16 protein-coding genes are annotated in these 17,831 nt (G+C 41.1%); 6 read left to right on the plus strand and 10 right to left on the minus strand.

The window, feature by feature from the left end; all coding sequences use genetic code 11:
• Nucleotides 1-110: 110 nt before the first annotated feature.
• The 5 genes from Q0K96_RS04830 to Q0K96_RS04850 form a co-directional block, all read right to left on the minus strand.
• Complete coding sequence (locus Q0K96_RS04830; protein WP_297332876.1) at nucleotides 111-317, minus strand: hypothetical protein; 207 nt, start codon at nucleotides 315-317, stop codon at nucleotides 111-113.
• A 187-nt stretch (nucleotides 318-504) separates the two neighbouring features.
• Entirely contained in the window at nucleotides 505-825 is a 321-nt protein-coding gene (locus Q0K96_RS04835; protein WP_297332877.1) for a hypothetical protein, read from the minus strand.
• A 33-nt stretch (nucleotides 826-858) separates the two neighbouring features.
• Nucleotides 859-1,707 carry an SDR family oxidoreductase gene (locus tag Q0K96_RS04840; protein WP_297332878.1) on the minus strand — a complete coding sequence of 283 codons (849 nt, stop codon included), beginning with the start codon at nucleotides 1,705-1,707 and terminating at the stop codon, nucleotides 859-861.
• Nucleotides 1,708-1,737: 30 nt separating this feature from the next.
• Nucleotides 1,738-2,268, minus strand: coding sequence for a DUF892 family protein (locus Q0K96_RS04845; protein WP_297332879.1), 531 nt, complete (start codon nucleotides 2,266-2,268; stop codon nucleotides 1,738-1,740).
• Between the two features lie 5 nt (nucleotides 2,269-2,273).
• Nucleotides 2,274-2,534 carry a hypothetical protein gene (locus Q0K96_RS04850; RefSeq protein WP_297332880.1) on the minus strand — a complete coding sequence of 87 codons (261 nt, stop codon included), beginning with the start codon at nucleotides 2,532-2,534 and terminating at the stop codon, nucleotides 2,274-2,276.
• Nucleotides 2,535-2,749: 215 nt separating this feature from the next.
• Between Q0K96_RS04850 and Q0K96_RS04855 the strand changes: the two genes are divergently transcribed.
• Nucleotides 2,750-3,256 carry a hypothetical protein gene (locus tag Q0K96_RS04855; RefSeq protein WP_297332881.1) on the plus strand — a complete coding sequence of 169 codons (507 nt, stop codon included), beginning with the start codon at nucleotides 2,750-2,752 and terminating at the stop codon, nucleotides 3,254-3,256.
• 75 nt (nucleotides 3,257-3,331) lie between these two features.
• Complete coding sequence (locus Q0K96_RS04860) at nucleotides 3,332-4,204, plus strand: hypothetical protein (RefSeq protein WP_297332882.1); 873 nt, start codon at nucleotides 3,332-3,334, stop codon at nucleotides 4,202-4,204.
• On the opposite strand, the gene Q0K96_RS04865 is transcribed toward Q0K96_RS04860, so the two are convergent.
• A complete protein-coding gene (locus tag Q0K96_RS04865) occupies nucleotides 4,187-7,915 on the minus strand; it encodes a metallophosphoesterase (protein ID WP_297332883.1) in 3,729 nt (1,242 codons plus the stop codon). The genes Q0K96_RS04860 and Q0K96_RS04865 overlap by 18 nt on opposite strands.
• Before the next feature lie 27 nt (nucleotides 7,916-7,942).
• On the opposite strand from Q0K96_RS04865, the gene Q0K96_RS04870 reads away from it, so the two are divergent.
• Entirely contained in the window at nucleotides 7,943-9,127 is a 1,185-nt protein-coding gene (locus Q0K96_RS04870) for a Pycsar system effector family protein (protein WP_297332884.1), read from the plus strand.
• A 2-nt stretch (nucleotides 9,128-9,129) separates the two neighbouring features.
• Here the strand turns inward: Q0K96_RS04870 and Q0K96_RS04875 are convergent, their stop codons facing one another.
• The 3 genes from Q0K96_RS04875 to Q0K96_RS04885 all read right to left on the minus strand — a co-directional run bounded on the left by Q0K96_RS04875 (nucleotide 9,130) and on the right by Q0K96_RS04885 (nucleotide 13,478).
• On the minus strand, nucleotides 9,130-11,502 hold the full coding sequence (locus Q0K96_RS04875) for a GAF domain-containing protein (protein ID WP_297332885.1): 2,373 nt from the start codon (nucleotides 11,500-11,502) through the stop codon (nucleotides 9,130-9,132).
• A 234-nt stretch (nucleotides 11,503-11,736) separates the two neighbouring features.
• Complete coding sequence (locus tag Q0K96_RS04880) at nucleotides 11,737-12,645, minus strand: helix-turn-helix domain-containing protein (protein WP_297332886.1); 909 nt, start codon at nucleotides 12,643-12,645, stop codon at nucleotides 11,737-11,739.
• On the minus strand, nucleotides 12,645-13,478 hold the full coding sequence (locus tag Q0K96_RS04885; RefSeq protein WP_297332887.1) for an SDR family NAD(P)-dependent oxidoreductase: 834 nt from the start codon (nucleotides 13,476-13,478) through the stop codon (nucleotides 12,645-12,647). The genes Q0K96_RS04880 and Q0K96_RS04885 overlap by 1 nt, the downstream gene beginning before the upstream one ends.
• A gap of 208 nt (nucleotides 13,479-13,686) precedes the next feature.
• Between Q0K96_RS04885 and Q0K96_RS04890 the strand changes: the two genes are divergently transcribed.
• From Q0K96_RS04890 to hemL, 3 genes are read left to right on the plus strand one after another with little or no spacing between them, the layout of a single operon-like run.
• Nucleotides 13,687-14,577, plus strand: coding sequence for a pyridoxal-phosphate dependent enzyme (locus Q0K96_RS04890; protein ID WP_297332888.1), 891 nt, complete (start codon nucleotides 13,687-13,689; stop codon nucleotides 14,575-14,577).
• Between the two features lie 6 nt (nucleotides 14,578-14,583).
• Nucleotides 14,584-15,447: a glucosaminidase domain-containing protein gene (locus Q0K96_RS04895; RefSeq protein WP_297332889.1), complete on the plus strand. Its 864-nt coding sequence runs from the start codon at nucleotides 14,584-14,586 to the stop codon at nucleotides 15,445-15,447.
• A gap of 12 nt (nucleotides 15,448-15,459) precedes the next feature.
• On the plus strand, nucleotides 15,460-16,749 hold the full coding sequence (gene hemL, locus Q0K96_RS04900; protein WP_297332890.1) for a glutamate-1-semialdehyde 2,1-aminomutase: 1,290 nt from the start codon (nucleotides 15,460-15,462) through the stop codon (nucleotides 16,747-16,749).
• Nucleotides 16,750-16,794: 45 nt separating this feature from the next.
• Here hemL and Q0K96_RS04905 read toward each other — a convergent pair whose 3' ends face one another.
• A complete protein-coding gene (locus Q0K96_RS04905; protein WP_297332891.1) occupies nucleotides 16,795-17,163 on the minus strand; it encodes a hypothetical protein in 369 nt (122 codons plus the stop codon).
• Nucleotides 17,164-17,831: the final 668 nt, after the last annotated feature.

Below are 17,831 nucleotides of genomic sequence, written 5' to 3' on the forward strand. Positions count from 1 at the left end.
TGTGTATAAGAGACAGAAGTAATACTGTAGATACCGCTAACATCTGATAGTAACTTTAACCTAATAAATAAGGGGCGACTGCCCCTTTTACTTTTTTTAAGTTTGTTTGCTTACATAAAACCATGCTTGTCAGGATGGTTATCAGTACGTGTAATGTTTCTTCCGTCCCGCACAGGTGTCGACTTCATGTGGTGGTGGTGGTGGTGCAGATGATACAAATCATCTTTTTTTACCTGCTTTGGGAAGGTGGCGAGTTCATCAGGATTGATAAATGCCGGATCATCATACGGCAAGCCCGAACCGTATGCATTGGTCATGCCTTCTGTAGGATGCCCGCTCTGATTTTCGGGATTGTGGCGGCCATCGAAATAATCGTTTGCCATAATCGTTTGATTTAGATGAACTTAAATTTACAAAAAATTTATGAATATACATTCTGAATCCGTATTTAATTTGGCAGTCCTTCATGATATAATAAAAAAGAGAGCCGAAGCCCTCTTAGTATTACAGAAACCCGTTATCATCGGGCTTTGTGTCGGTATTGGTAATGTTCCTGCCTTCCCTTACAGAACCCCTTACTTTGTTGGCAAGGTGGCTGTCCCTTTCTTCTTCAAGATCAGGGTTAGTGGTCTTCTTCTCTTCCGGAAAACTTGCCAGTTCGTCCGGGTTTATCACTGCGGGGTCATCCTCAGGAAGCATATTACCTGTTTTCAGGCTGTCAGCATCATTTTTTAATCCAATATTCTGGTTGGTTCTTGTAACATCCCTGTCAGGGCGTCCTTCATTAGTATCATGTTCTCTTTTGTCATTCTCATTAATTGCCATAACATTAGTTTTTAAAGTTATTAAATAGTTTATTTATCCGCCTACAACCTCACCGCCGTTAACGTGTATAATCTGTCCGGTTATATAGGATGCATCTTCAGAAGCCAAGAACACATAGGCAGGGCCTACTTCGCTCGGCTGGCCTGCACGTTTCATGGGTACCTGCTGCCCAAACTCCGTTACATCATCAAAGGTTGCGGGTATCAGCGGAGTCCATATTGGCCCTGGCGCCACTCCGTTTACACGTATGCCTTTTTCAGCAAGCATGGCAGAGGCAGAGCGCGTAAAACTTACAATAGCGCCCTTGGTGCTGCTGTAGTCTATAAGGTGCTCGCTGCCCCTGTATGCCGTAACCGATGTGGTGTTAACAATACAATCGCCTTTTTTAAAATGTTTTAAGGCTTCGCGGGTAAAGTAAAAGAAAGGCAAAATATTTGTTTCAAAAGTCTTGCGTACTTGTTCTCCTGTAATATCGTTAAATTCAGATTTAGGGAATTGTACAGCGGCATTGTTAACCAGTATGCTGATACCACCCAGTTCAGCATTTGTTTTTTGTACGGCTTCTTTGCAAAAGCTTTCATCCTTTACATCACCTTTTATAAGTAGGCAGGTGCAGCCCTCTTTTTCTACCATTACTTTTGTATCCTGAGCATCCTTATCTTCATCAAAATATACAATTGCCACATCTGCACCTTCGCGGGCAAAATGCACCGCTACACTACGGCCAATACCGCTGTCACCACCCGTTATCAGCACTTTTTTGCCTTTTAGTTTTTCGCTTCCTTTATAACTGTCACGTATTACTTCCGGTTCCGGGTTCATTTTGTGTTCATCGCCCGGCTGGCTTTGTTGTTGTTGCGGAAATGAATCAGGTTTTTGCATAGTATTAGCTTTATTGTTGTTGGGTGTTGTTTATATTTCTTTGTCTGCGGCTTCGGTATTAATATGCGATTCAGCGATTTTAGATAGTATAAGGTCAGCCTCTTTTTCTTCTTCCAGGGTGCGTTCCAGCAATGTTACCGCGTCTTCTTCCCTTAGTGCCAGAGCATGAGCCCTCATAGTGCCGTAGCAGGCTATTTCATAATGCTTTATCTTTTGCATTGCGGCTATAATACCTGCATCCCTAACTACACCGCGTTTGGTTGTTATCAGTAACTCTTCACCTTCTTTAATAAAGCAGTCTAATGCTTCATATCGTTTTGTTTCGGGAGCTATGCCTATTATCCTGAAAATCTCTTCGAGCCTGTCAGAATGCTTCATGGCCTGTATGGCCTGTAACTGAAGCGCACTAACAAGGTCGGGCGACTTTATATTGGCAACACAGTCAGAAATTACGTTTACCATAACAGTTTCTGCCCAGTATGCTTCTTTAAGTTGCTTTTCAAATAAAGCCCTTAGCTCTGTTGCCTCTCCAGAGTCTTCTTTTGTTACTGTTAATATCATTATATTTAATTTACTCCCGGAATAGACGAAGTATCGCTTGGTGCGCCTGTTTCAAGGCCGGTACCTTCAATATCATCTTTCCTGCTCACATAAAATTGATTATCCCGGTTTTCAATATGTATCCCCTGTACTTTACGGTTATATACTTCGCCGACTTTTGCTTCTTCACGCTCTTCCATTTTTTCCCTTTCCGATTGTTCGTTGCATGACAGAAACATTATTGGGAGGGCTATATAAAGCAGTATTCTGATTTTAGATAGGTTCATGTTTTAGATAGGTTCATGGGTTATTGATTATTTATCGTTTATTATAAAATTACCAATCATGTGGCTAAAAGGCGGTATGTTTAACCAATGATTAACAACCGATTGGCTGCCGTTGCAGCTAGTCGGCATTTAAATACCGTTAAACGTTTTTTTTAAGAAATGATTAACAAGGAAATGCTGTAGTATTACATTTGAGGCACAAAACATCTTTAAAAATGAAAAACTTATTTTTAGCGCTTACAGCAATACTACTGTTTGCCTCGTGCTCTACTGATGATAACAGTGCTGCTGATGGACCCAAAGCAAAGTCATTAATTGTAGGTCAATCGTGCTTTAACAGGATATCAGGTACGTTTGCAATGGATTTTTCTGAAGGCCTGGGTAATCCAACCCTTAAATTTGGTGCCATTGTACAGGCACTCCCCGCATCCGGTGGTACAGCAACTTCTAATAATATATATGCAATGTACCTGCAGGTACAGCCACTTGCCGACTGTGAAGATATGAACAGCGACTCTGGTGCCATGATTAGTTTTAGCTCTGCTCCGTTTACAGGTACCAATGTGCCTACAATAAACCTGAAGCCGGTAAACATTCCGTTTATGTGTTATAAATGGAGAGTAGTAGTTACCAGGGTAGATGCAACAATAAGGGTAGACGGACGCAACAATTCTGATACCTGCACATCTGTATCTGAATGGTATGATGCGCCATTGTATTAATTAATACGCTTGCTTTATATAATTTTAAGCCATACGTTATCGTGTGGCTTTTCTTTTTATTGTAATTTTAGGGTAATGAAAAAGACAGATAAAGTAAACCTGTTCCTAACGGCCTCAGTACTATTACTGCTTTCATGTAATGGGGCAGAAGATAAACTTACCGTACTTGGCGAAACAGGTAAAGATGAGATTTCTGGAACAGAATATGTTAATGGCAAACTGTGGGCAATTGAAGACAGTGGTAATAAAGATATACTGTACAGAATTGGCGACAAAGGCGGGATAGAGCAACAGCTCAGGCTGAGGGGTATGAAAAATAAGGATTGGGAAGATTTAACCTCTGATGCCGCAGGAAACCTTTATATAGGCGATTTTGGCAATAACGATAACGACAGGAAGGATCTTGCCATACATAAGATAAATAAAGACAGCCTGCGTAATGACAGTACTCACCCTGATTATACTGTTTATTTTAAATATCCTGACCAGCAAAGCTTTCCTCCTAAAAAATCGGAATTTTTATATGACGCTGAAGCATTTTTTGAGCTTAACGGTAATTTTTACATATTTACCAAGAACAGGAGCGCACGTTATGACGGCAGCTTTAAAGTATATAAAGTACCAAACCGGGCAGGCAGCCATACCGCTGTGTTAGCCGGTACTTACACCAGTTGCAGCGCTTACCGTAAATGTGCTGTAACAGGGGCAGATATAAGCCCAGACGGTACCGCAGTTTTATTATCATCAGATAAAGTGTGGCTTATACAAAATTTCTCAGAAGGTTTTAAGCAGGAAGCAATGCAGCAGTATGAGCTGGGGCTTTATTCCCAAAAAGAAGGTATCACTTTTAAAGATGATAACATCTTACTGATTACAGATGAAAAAGAAGATGGTATAGGTGGTATGCTTTACAGGGTTAATATAAAGGATCTAAAAGCCGAACGTTAAGCCAAACGCTACCCTGCCGCCATCAGAGCCGCGGAAATAGAATACATTTGCGGTTAAAACATTAAGCCCGTTAAGCCAAATGCCTCCGCCTGCACTTTGGTGCCATTTTTCAGAATTTCCTTCCGGTATCCATACCCTACCGTAATCATAACCGCCAAATATGCCAAGGGTAAGGGGCACAAATGCGTTCTTCCAGTAACCGAGCGTAAGCCTGATATCGTTGCTGTGAAATGCAGCTCTTTTCCCTGTAAAGCGTTCTTCGCGGTATCCCCTAACTTCATCATCGCCGCCAAGTGTGGCGGCCTGGTAAAACTCAAAGTTATTGCCAAACCTCAGTTTTACTTTCGCCCTGCTCCTGAAAACAAGCTTTTCATCAGGCGTTAGCTTATGTACAAAATCTATAAAGCCTTCTGCAAAGCCAAAATTGCGTTTGTATTGCTCAAGGCTGGTAGTCCACCCGCCGGTAAAAGAAAATGCCATACCCAGCGCTGGTAATGTTATATTATCATAGTTAGCAAAACTATATGTTACATTAACACCGCCATACTGGCGGTGTTCAAATAGCGAAGGGTCTACTTGTCCCGGCTCGTTTACAAATCTTCGTGAAGAATCTTCTACTTCAATGGTTTCAAAAACACTTTGCAACTGCAAAAAGCTGCCGTTCCTGCTGGTGCGGAATACCGCAGGCGCTACCCGCAGGGTTTGCAGCCTTACCCTGTTATAGTCCATGCCCAGGTCTTCATCAAAATTGGGTGTGGTGTTGCCGTAGCCAAAATAGTTGATGCTGAAAGTTGGGCTGGTATAGCGAGCATCTACCGCAAAGTTCCAGTTGCTGCCCAGTGTAATAAACTCACCCCTGTACTCTAGCTCAAAACCCATAGTGGCAAAATAGGCACTGGCTTTAAACCTGTGTTTTTGGGAATAAGGGTCCCGGCTAAAATTATTGACTACATAACTTAACATAGCCCCAAGCTTTACGCCATCATCAGGATTAAAACCGGCACTCGGATATCCTGAAAATACGTTATATTCAGGCTTTTTGTAATTATAGGTATTGGTTTCATAATCATCCGTAAGGATAATCTTTGCTTTCTTATCTGTTTTAAAAGTATTTTCCTTACTGGAAAAATCATATATTTTTACTTTCCTGCCATTTTCAATAGTATAAATATCATGGTTTTGCCCACCCAGCAATCGCAGCAATATAAGTTTGTTGCCGTTTCCTTTCACTAAAAACTCATCATCATCGTCAAGCCCATAAACCCATATCTCTTCAGTCTTTTTGTTGCTGTAGGTTTGGGTATATAGCAATTCCTCAGCGCCATCTTCTATGTTATATGTTTTTACCTCTGTTTCCCCGGCGGGCAGGCGGGTAATTACAAAGCGCTCTTTATCATCAGTACCTGTTATAATGATTGTTTTAAGTAAAACATCCCGGTACTGCAGCGCGAACTCCTGTAAATTTGCCCTCCTTTTTTTAAGGATGGCTTTTATATTTTCGGCAGTATCGTCTTTCATTTCTTCAGGCAGGTCGGCAAAGGCAGCTTCAATGGCTTCATCAGTAACGTGTTCCTGAAGGTACTTTGCTTCCCTAAGCCAGTCTTCCTCATCAGCTTTGGTTATTAAAGCCACATCAAGAGGATAAGCCGATTTATTGAACCATTTAATGTTGCGGATGTTTTCATCATACTGCTGCATGCTGCGAAGTGCGGGTATGCGCATGATTACCGATAGCAACGCCCCGCCATATTTTGGGAATGCCTGGTCGCGGTCCCGCGGAATGGGTTTGTAAACTACAGAGTCCTTCTTTTCAAATTTTGACCATCTCCACTGGTCAGAGTGCCTGTCCCAGTCACCTATAAGCATGTCGAACAACCTTGCCCGTATATAGGCTTTTTCGTCTATTACGTATTTTTTATCTTTCCTGAGGTCTTCAAAAACGTTTTGTGTACTTTCTATATCATCCGGTTTTCCAAAGCTGTCAAGGTCTCCGTACTCTTTACCCGGATGTTCCTCAATCATATACAATTCATTGCCATATTCTTCATTATATTCTTTGAGTGCATTTTGCTTGGGCACATAAAACAGTCGCGGATTGGTGTGGTAAATACCTGCACTTTCCGAAAGGTCATCTACCACGAAAGAAGCGTAAGGGTGCGATGAAGTATAAAAATCCAGCAGGAACTTTTCAGCAAAAGTATTGTCAAGCTTATCGCCTATATAGCGGTTTTTAAAAGCGGTCTTCTGTATAAACTGTGTGGCGCTTTTGCGCAGCCCCCTCATAACATATTCTTTACCATTTTTATCGGCAAGCCTTAATGATTTAGACTGGTGCCCGCCACCGCCTTTAACCGGCGTTAGCCCGCCATATAAGGTATCGAGCAATACCGTGTTTACCTCTATAAGCTGGCTGTAATAGTCACGGTAATGGTCGCCAAAAAGAAATTTATAAGTACCGCCTTTTTCTGTAAGCGATGATGGATATATAGCAGCCTTTGTTTTTGCCGGAAAGTTTCCGCTGTAATCTTTGATAACAGGATCGGGTTTAAGGTCTATAATGCGCTCAAACAACTTTACATCTTTATTATCGCGCAGGGCAAAATAATCAAGTTTTACCTTGCCGTCAGTAAATACATCCATGACCACATAGCCTGTACCACCATAACTGAAATCGTTAGGGTATATGGCCCTTGCGGCTTCTTCTTTACAGCCCGCACCACTTATTACCTGGTGTATGTTATCATGGTTAATATATTGCAGGTTATGGTCGTGGCCTGATACTACAATAACATTATCGAGCCCCTGTATCATTGCCTTTATACGGTTAGCTAAATCATTATACACCCTGCTTTGTATATCCTGTGTACTGTAACCTGATGCCTTTCGCGCCAGGTCTATAAATGAGCCAAGCACCGGCAGGGGTATGCGCTGCCTTAACGGAAACAGGTGCTTTTCTGGTGAAAATTCTCCGCCGTGCGTGCCATGTGTCATTAAAGGGTGGTGCATAGCTATAACAACAACTTTATCCTGGCTGTCTTTAAGGATGTCTTCCAGCTCAGTGAACATGGCATCGCGGGTTTTTATATCGCAATCATCGTTTATAGTGGGGTACCTGTCCCAGTCTTCTAAAAACCACTGGCTGTCAATGGCAACCATTACAATACTGTCAGATATTTCTATGTCATCAATGCCGCACCCGTTACCCGGCAAAAAGGCTTTCTTTTCATCAAGCTTGTCTTCTACATAATCATCCTGCTCTTCAAGCCCTTTCAGCCCGTGGTACCAGTCGTGGTTACCCGGTATAAAATAGGTTTTGCCCTTAAAAAGCTTTGCCAGCACCATTTGGCTGTCAAGGCTTTCTTCTGCTTCCTTCCTGTCTTTATGGTCATCTTCGGCAGGCATGCCCAGCGGGTAAATGTTATCCCCAAGATATAATAATGTAGCATCTTTACCTTCTTCTTTCAGTTTATCACCTACTAAAGAAAGCATCTGCTGTGCCTTTGGCTCATTTGCATAGCCGGCATCGCCTATCAGGTAAAAGCGGTGTTCTACTTTACTGTTAGTAATAAGGCTGTCATTTTTAGCTTCGGGGCCGGTGTTCCTGCCATATTGCGGCTTGTTTGTGGCACATGAAACCAGCAGCAGCAATATGCCCAAAAGCTGCATATACTTATTTATACGGGCTGTAGCTGTAACCCAAAATAATTTCATAAATTGGTTGTAGTTAATTTTGTCTTGATGTCAATACTAAAAAAAGCCGAGGATTTTGTGTTCAGCTTATTCAAAGATAAGCTATCTCCCAATTATATATACCATAATTTTAACCATACTTTACGTGTAGTAACCACAACAGCCACCATGGCAAAAGAGGAAGGGACAGGCGAAGAGGATACCGAAGCCTTACTGCTTGCCGCGTGGTTTCACGATTCAGGCTATGCCGAAGGCCGGGACAACCATGAAGAAAGAAGCTGCGATATTGCAGGAAAATTCTTTTTGGAAAACGGTTATCCTGAGGAAAAAGCGGAACGTGTTTATCAGCTTATAAGAGTTACAAAAGTAGATGCACGGCCGGAAACGCTGCCGGAGCGTATAATAAGGGATGCCGACTGTTCTCACTTTGCGGAGAAGAATTATTGCAGGCTTGCCGAATTGCTGCGCGAGGAATGGAAACTAACCGAAGGCAAAGTTTTTACAGACCTTGAATGGGCTGTTGCCAACCGTGACCTGCTGATGCACCGCCACCGCTTTTATACCAACTATGCGCAACAGAACATGCAGCCGGTAAAAGAGCGTAATATTGCCGTGTTGCAGGAAGCTATCAATGAGTTGGAGCAGGGTAAGAAAAAAGTATCTAAAGACAAGATAAACAAGAAGAAGCTTGAGAAGCTGACACGGCCGGACAGGGGTATAGATACAATGTTCCGTATCACGTTGAACAACCATACAAGGCTTAGCGAAATAGCCGACAGCAAGGCAAACATAATGATATCGGTTAATGCCATTATTATATCGGTAGCGCTTACGGCATTGATACCTAAACTGGACAGTCCTGCAAATGCCCACCTTATGATACCGACTTTTATACTGGTGTTTTTTGGTGTGGTTTCTATAATTTTTGCTATACTTTCTACTCGCCCTAAGGTAACGGGAGGAACTTTTACACGGCAGGATATAGATGACCGCAAAATAAACCTGCTCTTTTTCGGAAACTTTTATAAAATGCCGCTTGATGAGTATGACTGGGCAATGAACGAGATGATGAAAGACAGGAAATACCTGTATGATTCTATGATAAAAGACCTCTATTTTTTGGGAGTGGTACTGCACCGCAAGTATAAGCTGCTGCGCATTACCTACAATATCTTTATGATTGGTATTATAGTATCGGTAGCGGCTTTTGTTTACGCTTTCAGTAAAATATAGCTTTATCTCGACTCCAGTTCTTTAAGCAGTTCTTCATAGCTGTAGGTGCGTCCGCGTCCGTTGTCGTTATCATAAATAACGGCAACGCGTAGTGCTTTAAGCCCTGTAACGCCCTGCAGGTCTTCTACATCAAAATGTTCTATAACTTCGCTCAGCATGTTTTTATGCTGCATGAACTTTATATACCTCCTGTATTCTGCCTCTTCCTGTTTTTGCGAATATACTATGGTAATCTTGCCATTTTCTGTTATACGCTTATCGGTGCCTTTAATGTTAGATTTGTCAATCCTTTTCTTTACCACCTCATAGCGTGCATTATACGTGCCATCAACATCAAAACGTTTTTCATCCATCCTGAAGCGTATGGATATCGGTGTGCTGAACACCAGTATGAGCGATGTAACATCTAAGTCATAAGGCAGGGCGGGGCGCAACTTGTAATATTCATTTTCCATTTCGCACATAGCCTGTAACTGCCATAGCCTCAGGTTTTGCAGGTATAACGGACTATAAGGGTGTTTAGGCGCTATAGAGGCGCCAATATACAGGTTATGCTCTACACCATCTGTTTTAAAGCGCTCGTAGTAATGTGGGTAAAACTGCTGTGCTTCGGCTTGCTTTTTATCCAGAACCTCCGCAAGGTGCTTATTAATTATAGACATGGCCTCATCAAAATCTTTGCGGCTGTCATATACCATTTTTACCTTCTGGTCTAACGATGCAAAATAGTCATGTATGCGGCTATGGATTTCCTGGTCAACAGAATCAAAGTGCTGCAGGATAGGGTGCACTTCATCCTGTATGTAATTCTGTATTACGGCTTCAGAGTCGGCCTTTAGCTGCTTTTTCAGTTTATCCTCATGGCTTTGCAGCTCAAAAATATGTTGTTCTACAACAGGCAGCGGCTCACGCTTAAATATAAACCGGAACAGGCCCAGCAGCTTTTCCAGTTGCCTGATTAGGTCTTTCTCGGTAGATTCGTTCCTGGCGCCCGATGATCCTTTTACATCTATCTGCCCGTACAGCGGGTAAATTTCTTTAAAAATTATCTCTTTATAAGCAAAGTTTTCGCCCTGTTTTGCATTGATGTGGCGCAGCGCCTCTTCCCTGAATTTCCAGTAAACACTATGGTGAATGGCTGTATATTCTTTCTGTATTATAGCATCAACCTGGTTTTGCAGTTCGCTGTAATAGCGGTCTATACTATCGGTTAAAAAAGGCAGAATGTAAGAAAGCTTGTTAGCGTTAATACTGTTAAGCTCTCCGGGCCTTGAGCATACAAGCTCTATTATGCCCATAAGGCGGTTGTTTTTTATAACGGGTGCCAGTATGCAGCTTTTAATATTCTGAGACAAAAGATGCTCTGCAAATTTACTTTCGCTGCAGTTGCTGTGAACAAAGTTTTCTACATCAGAAATTATAAAATAATCCCGGTTCTCCATTATTTTTTCAAGCGATTCATCACAAAAAACCGAGTTACAGTTCAGCTCGCTCTTATCGCGCAAAATAAAGCTGCTTACATCATCAAAAGGGGCAATGCGAAACAGGTTATCTTCTAAGTTTATCTCTGTAAAACCAATACGCAGGTCAGGTATTTTATAAATCGACCTGAAAATGGTTTCGAGGTTGGATTTGGTTATCTCATCAAAATCTTCCGATTTTAATAAGTTACTTTTTAAGTTGGATATAGCGCTTTCTGTAGTGGCATCAAATAACGACATAATACCGAAGCCTTTCATTACCCAGCTTTTTTCAGGAAACTTCTCCTTCCACAAATCGATGTTGTCAAAACTGTCCATGAGCAGTTTGGCATCTTCCTCGGTAATATCAACAGCTTTATCTGTGGGGGTTATATCAATAAAATCGGCATTATACATAATGCGGTAATGCCTTATAATGCCATCGGCATCAGGGATATCGTAAAAAAATGGCCTGCTGAAATCGAAATGGTAACCGTAATGGTAATTAAGTATCAGGCAGCAGCACATAACATAAAACTGGTGCCCGTTAAAGTTACGGATGCTCATATCAAAATCGGTACCCGCTTCGTGTAATATTTTACCAAACCTTTCGGTATAGTTAAATACAATATTATAAAAAGGTATCGTGGCTGCTTTTATTTCGTTATTTGTCAGCGCGGTAGGAAAAAGGTCGGCCAACAGGTTCTTAATAAGCTGCCTGTGCTTTTCGAGCTGCGAATAATCGGCAAGTCCTTCACGCAGTTCAGGGTAAGGGTCTGTATGCCTTAGCAGGGCTTTTGCATAATCAGAACGGTAGTCAATATCGCTCGCAGCAATCTCTTCCAGCTTTTCCATCACCACGTGAAAGGAAATCTGTACTTCAAAAGGGCTGCTTTCAAATTGCTCAACGCTCATATCCGTTCGGTTTTGTCATAACAAAGGTACAAAAAGGTTGTTATATGTTAAAATACGGATTTAGTATTCAAGAGAGTTTAATATTTCTGTTAATGTTTCGCTGCTTACTCCAAGTTGCCGAGTTTTGAACCGAGTATTCTTCGCTACTCAAAACGAAGTTATGAAAACAAAAGTTCCCTGTAATTCAAAATTTGTTAATTGCTCGTAGTTGCTGTTATACGCCGTTTTCACCTGTTAATTAATTTGTCTATATTCGACTGGTGTCATTCCAGTTTTAGTTTTAAAAAGTCTGTAAAAGTATTGCGGATACTCAAATCCTAAGCTATATGCAATTTCGTTTACAGTGTCTGTTGAGTTGAGTAATTTATTTTTAGCTTTTTCAATTATTTGAATTTGTAAAAACTCTTTAGTCGTTTTACCTGTCTCTTTTTTTAAGAGGTCTGCGAGGTAGCTTGTAGATAGATTTAATTTATTCGAAAAATAGTCAACTGATGGCAAGCCTTTTTTTGCGATGTCGCTTGAGTTAAAGTAGTCAAAAACTAATTTCTCAAAAGTTGAAAGCAAGTCGCTATTAAGTTTCTGTCTTGTAATAAATTGTCGCCCATAAAACCTTTGAGAATAGTTTAGAAGTTGTTCAATTGCAGTAATGATAACACCTTGACTGTACTTGTCTATGTTTCCGTTATATTCTTTTTGAATGTTTCCTGCTATTGAAGTAAGCGTGTTTTTCTCTTCTTCTGATAAATGCAGGGCTTCACTCACAGCGTAAGAGAAAAATTGGAACTCTTTAATTCGCTTTCCAAGAGAAGAGTTAATAATCAGGTCTGGGTGAAAATAAATACCCCAACCTTCATATTTTATCTGTTCATTAAGTTCACTAACTGAGAAAACCTGGTCGGGAGCCATAAACATCATTGTTCCCTCCTCAAAGTCATAATACTGTCTTCCGTATCGTAGAGACTTTGGTGATGGGGTTTTGAGACTAATAATGTAAAAGTCAGTAACGATTTTAGCATTATAATGTGCAGGATTTGTCTCAACTTTCGAATAGTCGATTATAGTAATTAAAGGATGTTTAGGCTTTTCATAACCTATCATCTTGTGTAACTGACTTATTGATTTTATTCTCAAAAAATTGTCCATTATTTTAAAAGCCCAAGTTGGTTCATAATCATTTTATCAAATGCCTTGTCGCTCATAAATCGTTTAATCAAAGGCATCGTTTTTGCAGTTCTTCCAACTCTTATTCTTGTTTTTGGATTATTTGATTTTGCTGCATCTAAAATCACATTTCCTACTTCAATCGGTTTCAATATTGGAAAAGAACTGTTTTTAGCCTTCAGAATGTTTTGCATCATGTCCTGAAAGTTAGCCCTCATACGTGCATAAGGATTTCCGGCAATGGCGTTCGGATATGCGGAATTATCTACAAACGCAGTTTCAACACCACCTGGCTTAATTAAAGAAACCTTGATTCCAAAACCACTTAGTTCTTGACGCATGGCATCGCTAAAACTTTCCACCGCATATTTACTTGCGTGGTAAGCTCCCGCACCGGCAGTGGTGAAATCGCCACCTACCGAACCAACGTTTATGATGTGCCCACTGTTTGCCTCCCTCATTTTGGGTAAAACCATTTGAGTAACCCTCACTAAACCAAATACATTTACATCAAATTGATATTTGAGTTGAGATAAAGTTAACTCTTCTATAAAGCCGTTTTGAGAATATCCTGCATTATTAATGAGAATATCAATTTGATTGAATTTCGAATAGATTTGTTTAAATGCGTTTTGAATACTTTCTTCATTAGTTACATCCATTGAAAAGACAGAACAATCTAACAATCTAGGGTCTTTCATTTTTTCCAAGTTTCTTGCAACTGCAATTACTTGAAATCCGTTTTGCGCAAATAGCTTAGCTGTCTCTTTCCCTATGCCAGACGAAGCACCCGTGATTAAAACTACCTTTTTCATCTTTTAGGTTTAATGTTAATAATGATGTAAAGTTAATTTGTAGTTTCTTAATTGAATTATACAAAATCGGGTTTGTAGTATAGTTTTTCTCGATATCAAAAAAATTGTCTTTTTATATGTTGGTCAACCTTTTTTAGGACGAGAGATTATCCTGTTAAGGCAGGTTTAGCAAATTTTTATTATTATTTTTGTAGTGAAATACCATAATATGAACCAGCTAATACCACTTAGCTTTCACAATAAAATATCCCTTACCATAAAGCGGGAAGACCTTTTGCACCCCCATATTTCGGGTAACAAATACAGGAAACTTAAATATAATATTGCAGAGGCCATAAACCAGGGCAGCAGCACACTGCTGACCTTTGGCGGCGCTTATTCTAATCATATTGCCGCTGCAGCCGCTGCAGGTAAAAAGTATGGGCTTAATATCATTGGTATAATAAGGGGCGATGAGCTACAGGATAAAGCCATGCATAACCCTACCCTTAAATTTGCGGCAGACTGCGGCATGAAGCTGCATTTTATTTCGCGTGAGGCTTATCGTGAAAAACATACTCCTGAATTTATAGCGCACCTGCAAAGGGAATTCGGGGAGTTTTACCTCTTACCTGAAGGCGGCACCAATGCACTCGCCATTAAAGGGTGTGAAGAGATTTTAAGAGGAGAAGATTCTGCATTTACTCACATTTGCTGTGCGGTTGGTACGGGCGGCACTGTGTCGGGAATAATAAAATCGGCTGGTGGGGGGCAACAGGTTTTAGGTTTTCCGGTGCTTAAAAATGAGGCATTGTTAGATGATATTACTAAATTTGCCGGACAGGGCAACTGGAAGCTGGTAAACAACTATCATTTTGGCGGGTATGGTAAAGTAACCGAAGAACTGGTTGCGTTTATGAACAGCTTTTATGAAAAAACAGGCATTCCGCTGGATCCTGTTTATACGGCAAAGATGGTTTTTGGCGTTATAGACATGGCAGGGAAAGGCTGTTTTCCTGAAAATTCGCGCATACTGATGATACATACCGGCGGGTTGCAGGGCATTGAAGGTATGAACCGGGAGCTGAAAAGAAAAAAACTGTCCCTAATTAAAATATGAGATAGCATGATGAAAAAGATTTTAACCCTTGTTGTTTTAAGTTTGCTGGTAAGCTGCGGTACATCATACACAAGCCGTAAAAGTGGCAAGAGTACTGCACGCACCACCACAACCCGCAAACCGAAGGCTCCTAAAAAAGAAACACGCGTTGCCAATACCAACAGGAACAACAATAGGGATACCGAAACACTAGAATCTACCTCTAAAACGGTTGTTTATGCCGATATCGTAAAACAATATATACTGGATTATAAAGATGTTGCCAAAGCCAACATGCGCAATCACGGGGTGCCTGCCAGCATTACACTGGCGCAGGGCATATTAGAGTCGGGGGCGGGCAGGGGCACGCTTTGCGTTAACGCCAATAACCACTTTGGCATTAAGTGCCACACCGGTTGGGAAGGCGAATCGGTTTACCATGATGATGATGCCAAAGGCGAGTGCTTCCGCAAATATAAAGACCCGGCCGAATCGTATAACGACCACTCTTTGTTTCTAACCTCGCGCAGCCGTTATGCCGCCTTGTTTAAACTTGATAAAGATGACTATGAGGCCTGGGCACATGGGCTAAAGGCAGCAGGCTATGCAACCGACCCTAAATATCCTGATAAGCTTATAGGGCTTATAGAGCGTTATGAGTTAGCGAGATATGATGCAGAAGTTTTAGGCGGTACTTATGTGCCAAGGCAGAAAGAAATCAAGCCTGTAATTGCAGATGCACCGCTTGCGGCGGGCATGCACAAAGTAGAGCAGGGCGACACACTATACTCCATATCAAAACGATATAATGTTACTGTAGATGAGCTTATGAGGCTTAACAGCCTTTCGGGCAATACCATATCTATAGGGCAGGTACTAAAAGTAAAATAAACACCAATACTAATGTTATACGAAAGAAGCAGCCGCCTCTTTGCCGAAGCAGCAAAGGTAATACCCGGCGGTGTAAACTCTCCTGTGCGTGCCTTTAAGGCAGTAGGGGGCACTCCTATATTTGTAAAAGAAGCCAAAGGCGCATATTTGTATGATGAAGACGGCAACCGCCTGATAGATTATATTAACTCGTGGGGGCCAATGATACTGGGCCATGCCTATGAGCCTGTTATAAATGCGGTGATTGAAAGGGCTAAAAAGGGAACCTCTTTCGGGATGCCTACCGCGCTCGAAACCGAAATAGCGGCCCTTGCCGTAAGCATGGTGCCGAATATAGATAAAATTCGTTATGTGAACAGTGGTACCGAAGCCTGCATGAGCGCTATTCGCCTTGCACGCGGTTACACTAAGCGCGATAAAATTATAAAGTTTGCAGGTTGTTACCACGGCCATTCTGACTCTTTCCTGATACAGGCGGGCAGTGGGGCGGTAACATTCGGTACGCCAAACAGCCCGGGCGTTACGCAGGGTACGGCTAAAGATACACTGCTGGCTACTTATAACGATTTGGATAACGTTGCAGCATTATTTACCGCAAACCCCGATAGCATAGCGGCAATTATAATAGAGCCCGTTGCGGGCAATATGGGCTGCATACCACCGGCCGACGGCTTTTTGCAGGGGCTAAGGGAGCTTTGCGACCAAAACGGCGCACTGCTTATTTTTGATGAGGTAATGACAGGCTTCCGTTTGGCTAAGGGCGGAGCGCAGGAGCTGTATAACGTAAAAGCCGATCTTGTCACTTTTGGTAAAGTTATTGGCGGGGGGCTTCCTGTAGGGGCGTTTGCCGGGCCCGAAGCGATTATGAACCACCTTGCACCCGCAGGGCCGGTTTACCAGGCAGGAACGCTGTCGGGCAACCCGCTGGCTATGGCTGCGGGGCTTGAAATGCTGAAAGCGCTTAACAGCGACAGCGATGTTTACAAAAGGCTCGACGAGAAAACGGCTTATCTTGAAAAAGGGATGAGGGAAAAACTGGATGCAGCAGGTATCACTTATACCGTAAACCGTAAAGGCTCTATGATATCAGTGCATTTTGATGAACGCCCGGTTACCGATTTTGCTTCGGCGGCTAATGGCGATAACGAAACGTTTAAAAAGTTCTTCCACGGGCTTTTACAGGAAGGCGTTTACATTGCACCGTCGGCATACGAAACGTGGTTTATTACCGATGCGCTAACCTATGACGATCTTGATTTTACCATACAGGCAGTAGGCAAAGTCGCCAATAACCTAAAATAAAAAAAGCTCCCAAAGGGAGCTTTTTTTATGCTGTTACACTATTTATTAATGGGTAAGTTTTGTGATCAACTTAGGGTTTTTCTCCAGTTTTGTTAATTGTTCAGGAGTTAAGGTAGACTTAATCTTCATATCTATTTGGTCTGCAAGGATATCTTTACGATCCTGGCTAAAATTAGGTGTCGCCAAATACTTGTGCTTTTGCACAAACAGTCTGGTTAATTCTGCTTTTTGGGCAGGCGTTAATTGTACAAGTTCATCCAGTGCCGCAATATCTGCTGCTGCTTTTGTAGTGGCATCATCATTATTTTGCTGGTTCTGGGTTGCCGCAACAGGAGCCACAGCTTTTTTTTGCTGGGCATTGGCAGTGTAGCCCATCGCTAATACTATAGCAAAAAGAGTAATAATCTTTTTCATATTTGTTTAATTTTTAAATGTTAGCAGTTCAAATATATAAAAAATTGTGACATACAAAATTATATATTATACAATGCAGACTTTAGTTGCCACTTTATAACATATTAGAATAATTTCAGTTTATAATTTAACATTTTCAGTAAAACCCTGTTTTAAAATCCTGCGTAAATATGGGTGTTGATATGGTAAAGAAAAATGTTTCCCAAAAGCAAAAAGCCATTTAAATTAAGGTAAGGTGTGGTTTAATGGCTTCCCTTCTCTCTGAATAAGAGGGGAGGGTTTTTTATTTGTATACGATTGAAATGCATTGATAAAACATGTTCTTTATTTGATGTTTGATTACTATTTTGTTACCTAAAGTTTAATTAAATGTTACCTGAATACAGGGATTAAAGCATTTTGTTTAACCTTAACTTAATGTATATCTGATAAATATAGAATGATTTTAGATTTAACGTAACAAAATTATAGATATCTTTGCCAAATCATAACAATACCTTTTTAGTTACTTTTTAATTATTTAGTATATGCTGAAACATTTACAATTTCACTTAACAAAAATTTTACTCACAGCGCTATTGTTTGGCACGGGAGTAAGTGCTTGGGCGCAGTATAGCGGTACTGGTACTTTTACAAAAATTAATTCTATTGCAGATTTAACTGATGGT

Source organism: Flavobacterium sp. (assembly GCF_024305175.1).
Lineage (GTDB): Bacteria > Bacteroidota > Bacteroidia > Flavobacteriales > Flavobacteriaceae > Flavobacterium.

What these genes read in the sequence shown, in the direction of transcription:
- Q0K96_RS04830 (WP_297332876.1), bottom strand. Translation starts at nt 317, where the DNA reads ATGACCAATGCATACGGTTCGGGCTTGCCGTATGATGATCCGGCATTT.
- Q0K96_RS04835 (WP_297332877.1), bottom strand. Translation starts at nt 825, where the DNA reads ATGGCAATTAATGAGAATGACAAAAGAGAACATGATACTAATGAAGGA.
- Q0K96_RS04840 (WP_297332878.1), bottom strand. Translation starts at nt 1,707, where the DNA reads ATGCAAAAACCTGATTCATTTCCGCAACAACAACAAAGCCAGCCGGGC.
- Q0K96_RS04845 (WP_297332879.1), bottom strand. Translation starts at nt 2,268, where the DNA reads ATGATATTAACAGTAACAAAAGAAGACTCTGGAGAGGCAACAGAGCTA.
- Q0K96_RS04850 (WP_297332880.1), bottom strand. Translation starts at nt 2,534, where the DNA reads ATGAACCTATCTAAAATCAGAATACTGCTTTATATAGCCCTCCCAATA.
- Q0K96_RS04855 (WP_297332881.1), top strand. Translation starts at nt 2,750, where the DNA reads ATGAAAAACTTATTTTTAGCGCTTACAGCAATACTACTGTTTGCCTCG.
- Q0K96_RS04860 (WP_297332882.1), top strand. Translation starts at nt 3,332, where the DNA reads ATGAAAAAGACAGATAAAGTAAACCTGTTCCTAACGGCCTCAGTACTA.
- Q0K96_RS04865 (WP_297332883.1), bottom strand. Translation starts at nt 7,915, where the DNA reads ATGAAATTATTTTGGGTTACAGCTACAGCCCGTATAAATAAGTATATG.
- Q0K96_RS04870 (WP_297332884.1), top strand. Translation starts at nt 7,943, where the DNA reads ATGTCAATACTAAAAAAAGCCGAGGATTTTGTGTTCAGCTTATTCAAA.
- Q0K96_RS04875 (WP_297332885.1), bottom strand. Translation starts at nt 11,502, where the DNA reads ATGAGCGTTGAGCAATTTGAAAGCAGCCCTTTTGAAGTACAGATTTCC.
- Q0K96_RS04880 (WP_297332886.1), bottom strand. Translation starts at nt 12,645, where the DNA reads ATGGACAATTTTTTGAGAATAAAATCAATAAGTCAGTTACACAAGATG.
- Q0K96_RS04885 (WP_297332887.1), bottom strand. Translation starts at nt 13,478, where the DNA reads ATGAAAAAGGTAGTTTTAATCACGGGTGCTTCGTCTGGCATAGGGAAA.
- Q0K96_RS04890 (WP_297332888.1), top strand. Translation starts at nt 13,687, where the DNA reads ATGAACCAGCTAATACCACTTAGCTTTCACAATAAAATATCCCTTACC.
- Q0K96_RS04895 (WP_297332889.1), top strand. Translation starts at nt 14,584, where the DNA reads ATGATGAAAAAGATTTTAACCCTTGTTGTTTTAAGTTTGCTGGTAAGC.
- hemL (WP_297332890.1), top strand. Translation starts at nt 15,460, where the DNA reads ATGTTATACGAAAGAAGCAGCCGCCTCTTTGCCGAAGCAGCAAAGGTA.
- Q0K96_RS04905 (WP_297332891.1), bottom strand. Translation starts at nt 17,163, where the DNA reads ATGAAAAAGATTATTACTCTTTTTGCTATAGTATTAGCGATGGGCTAC.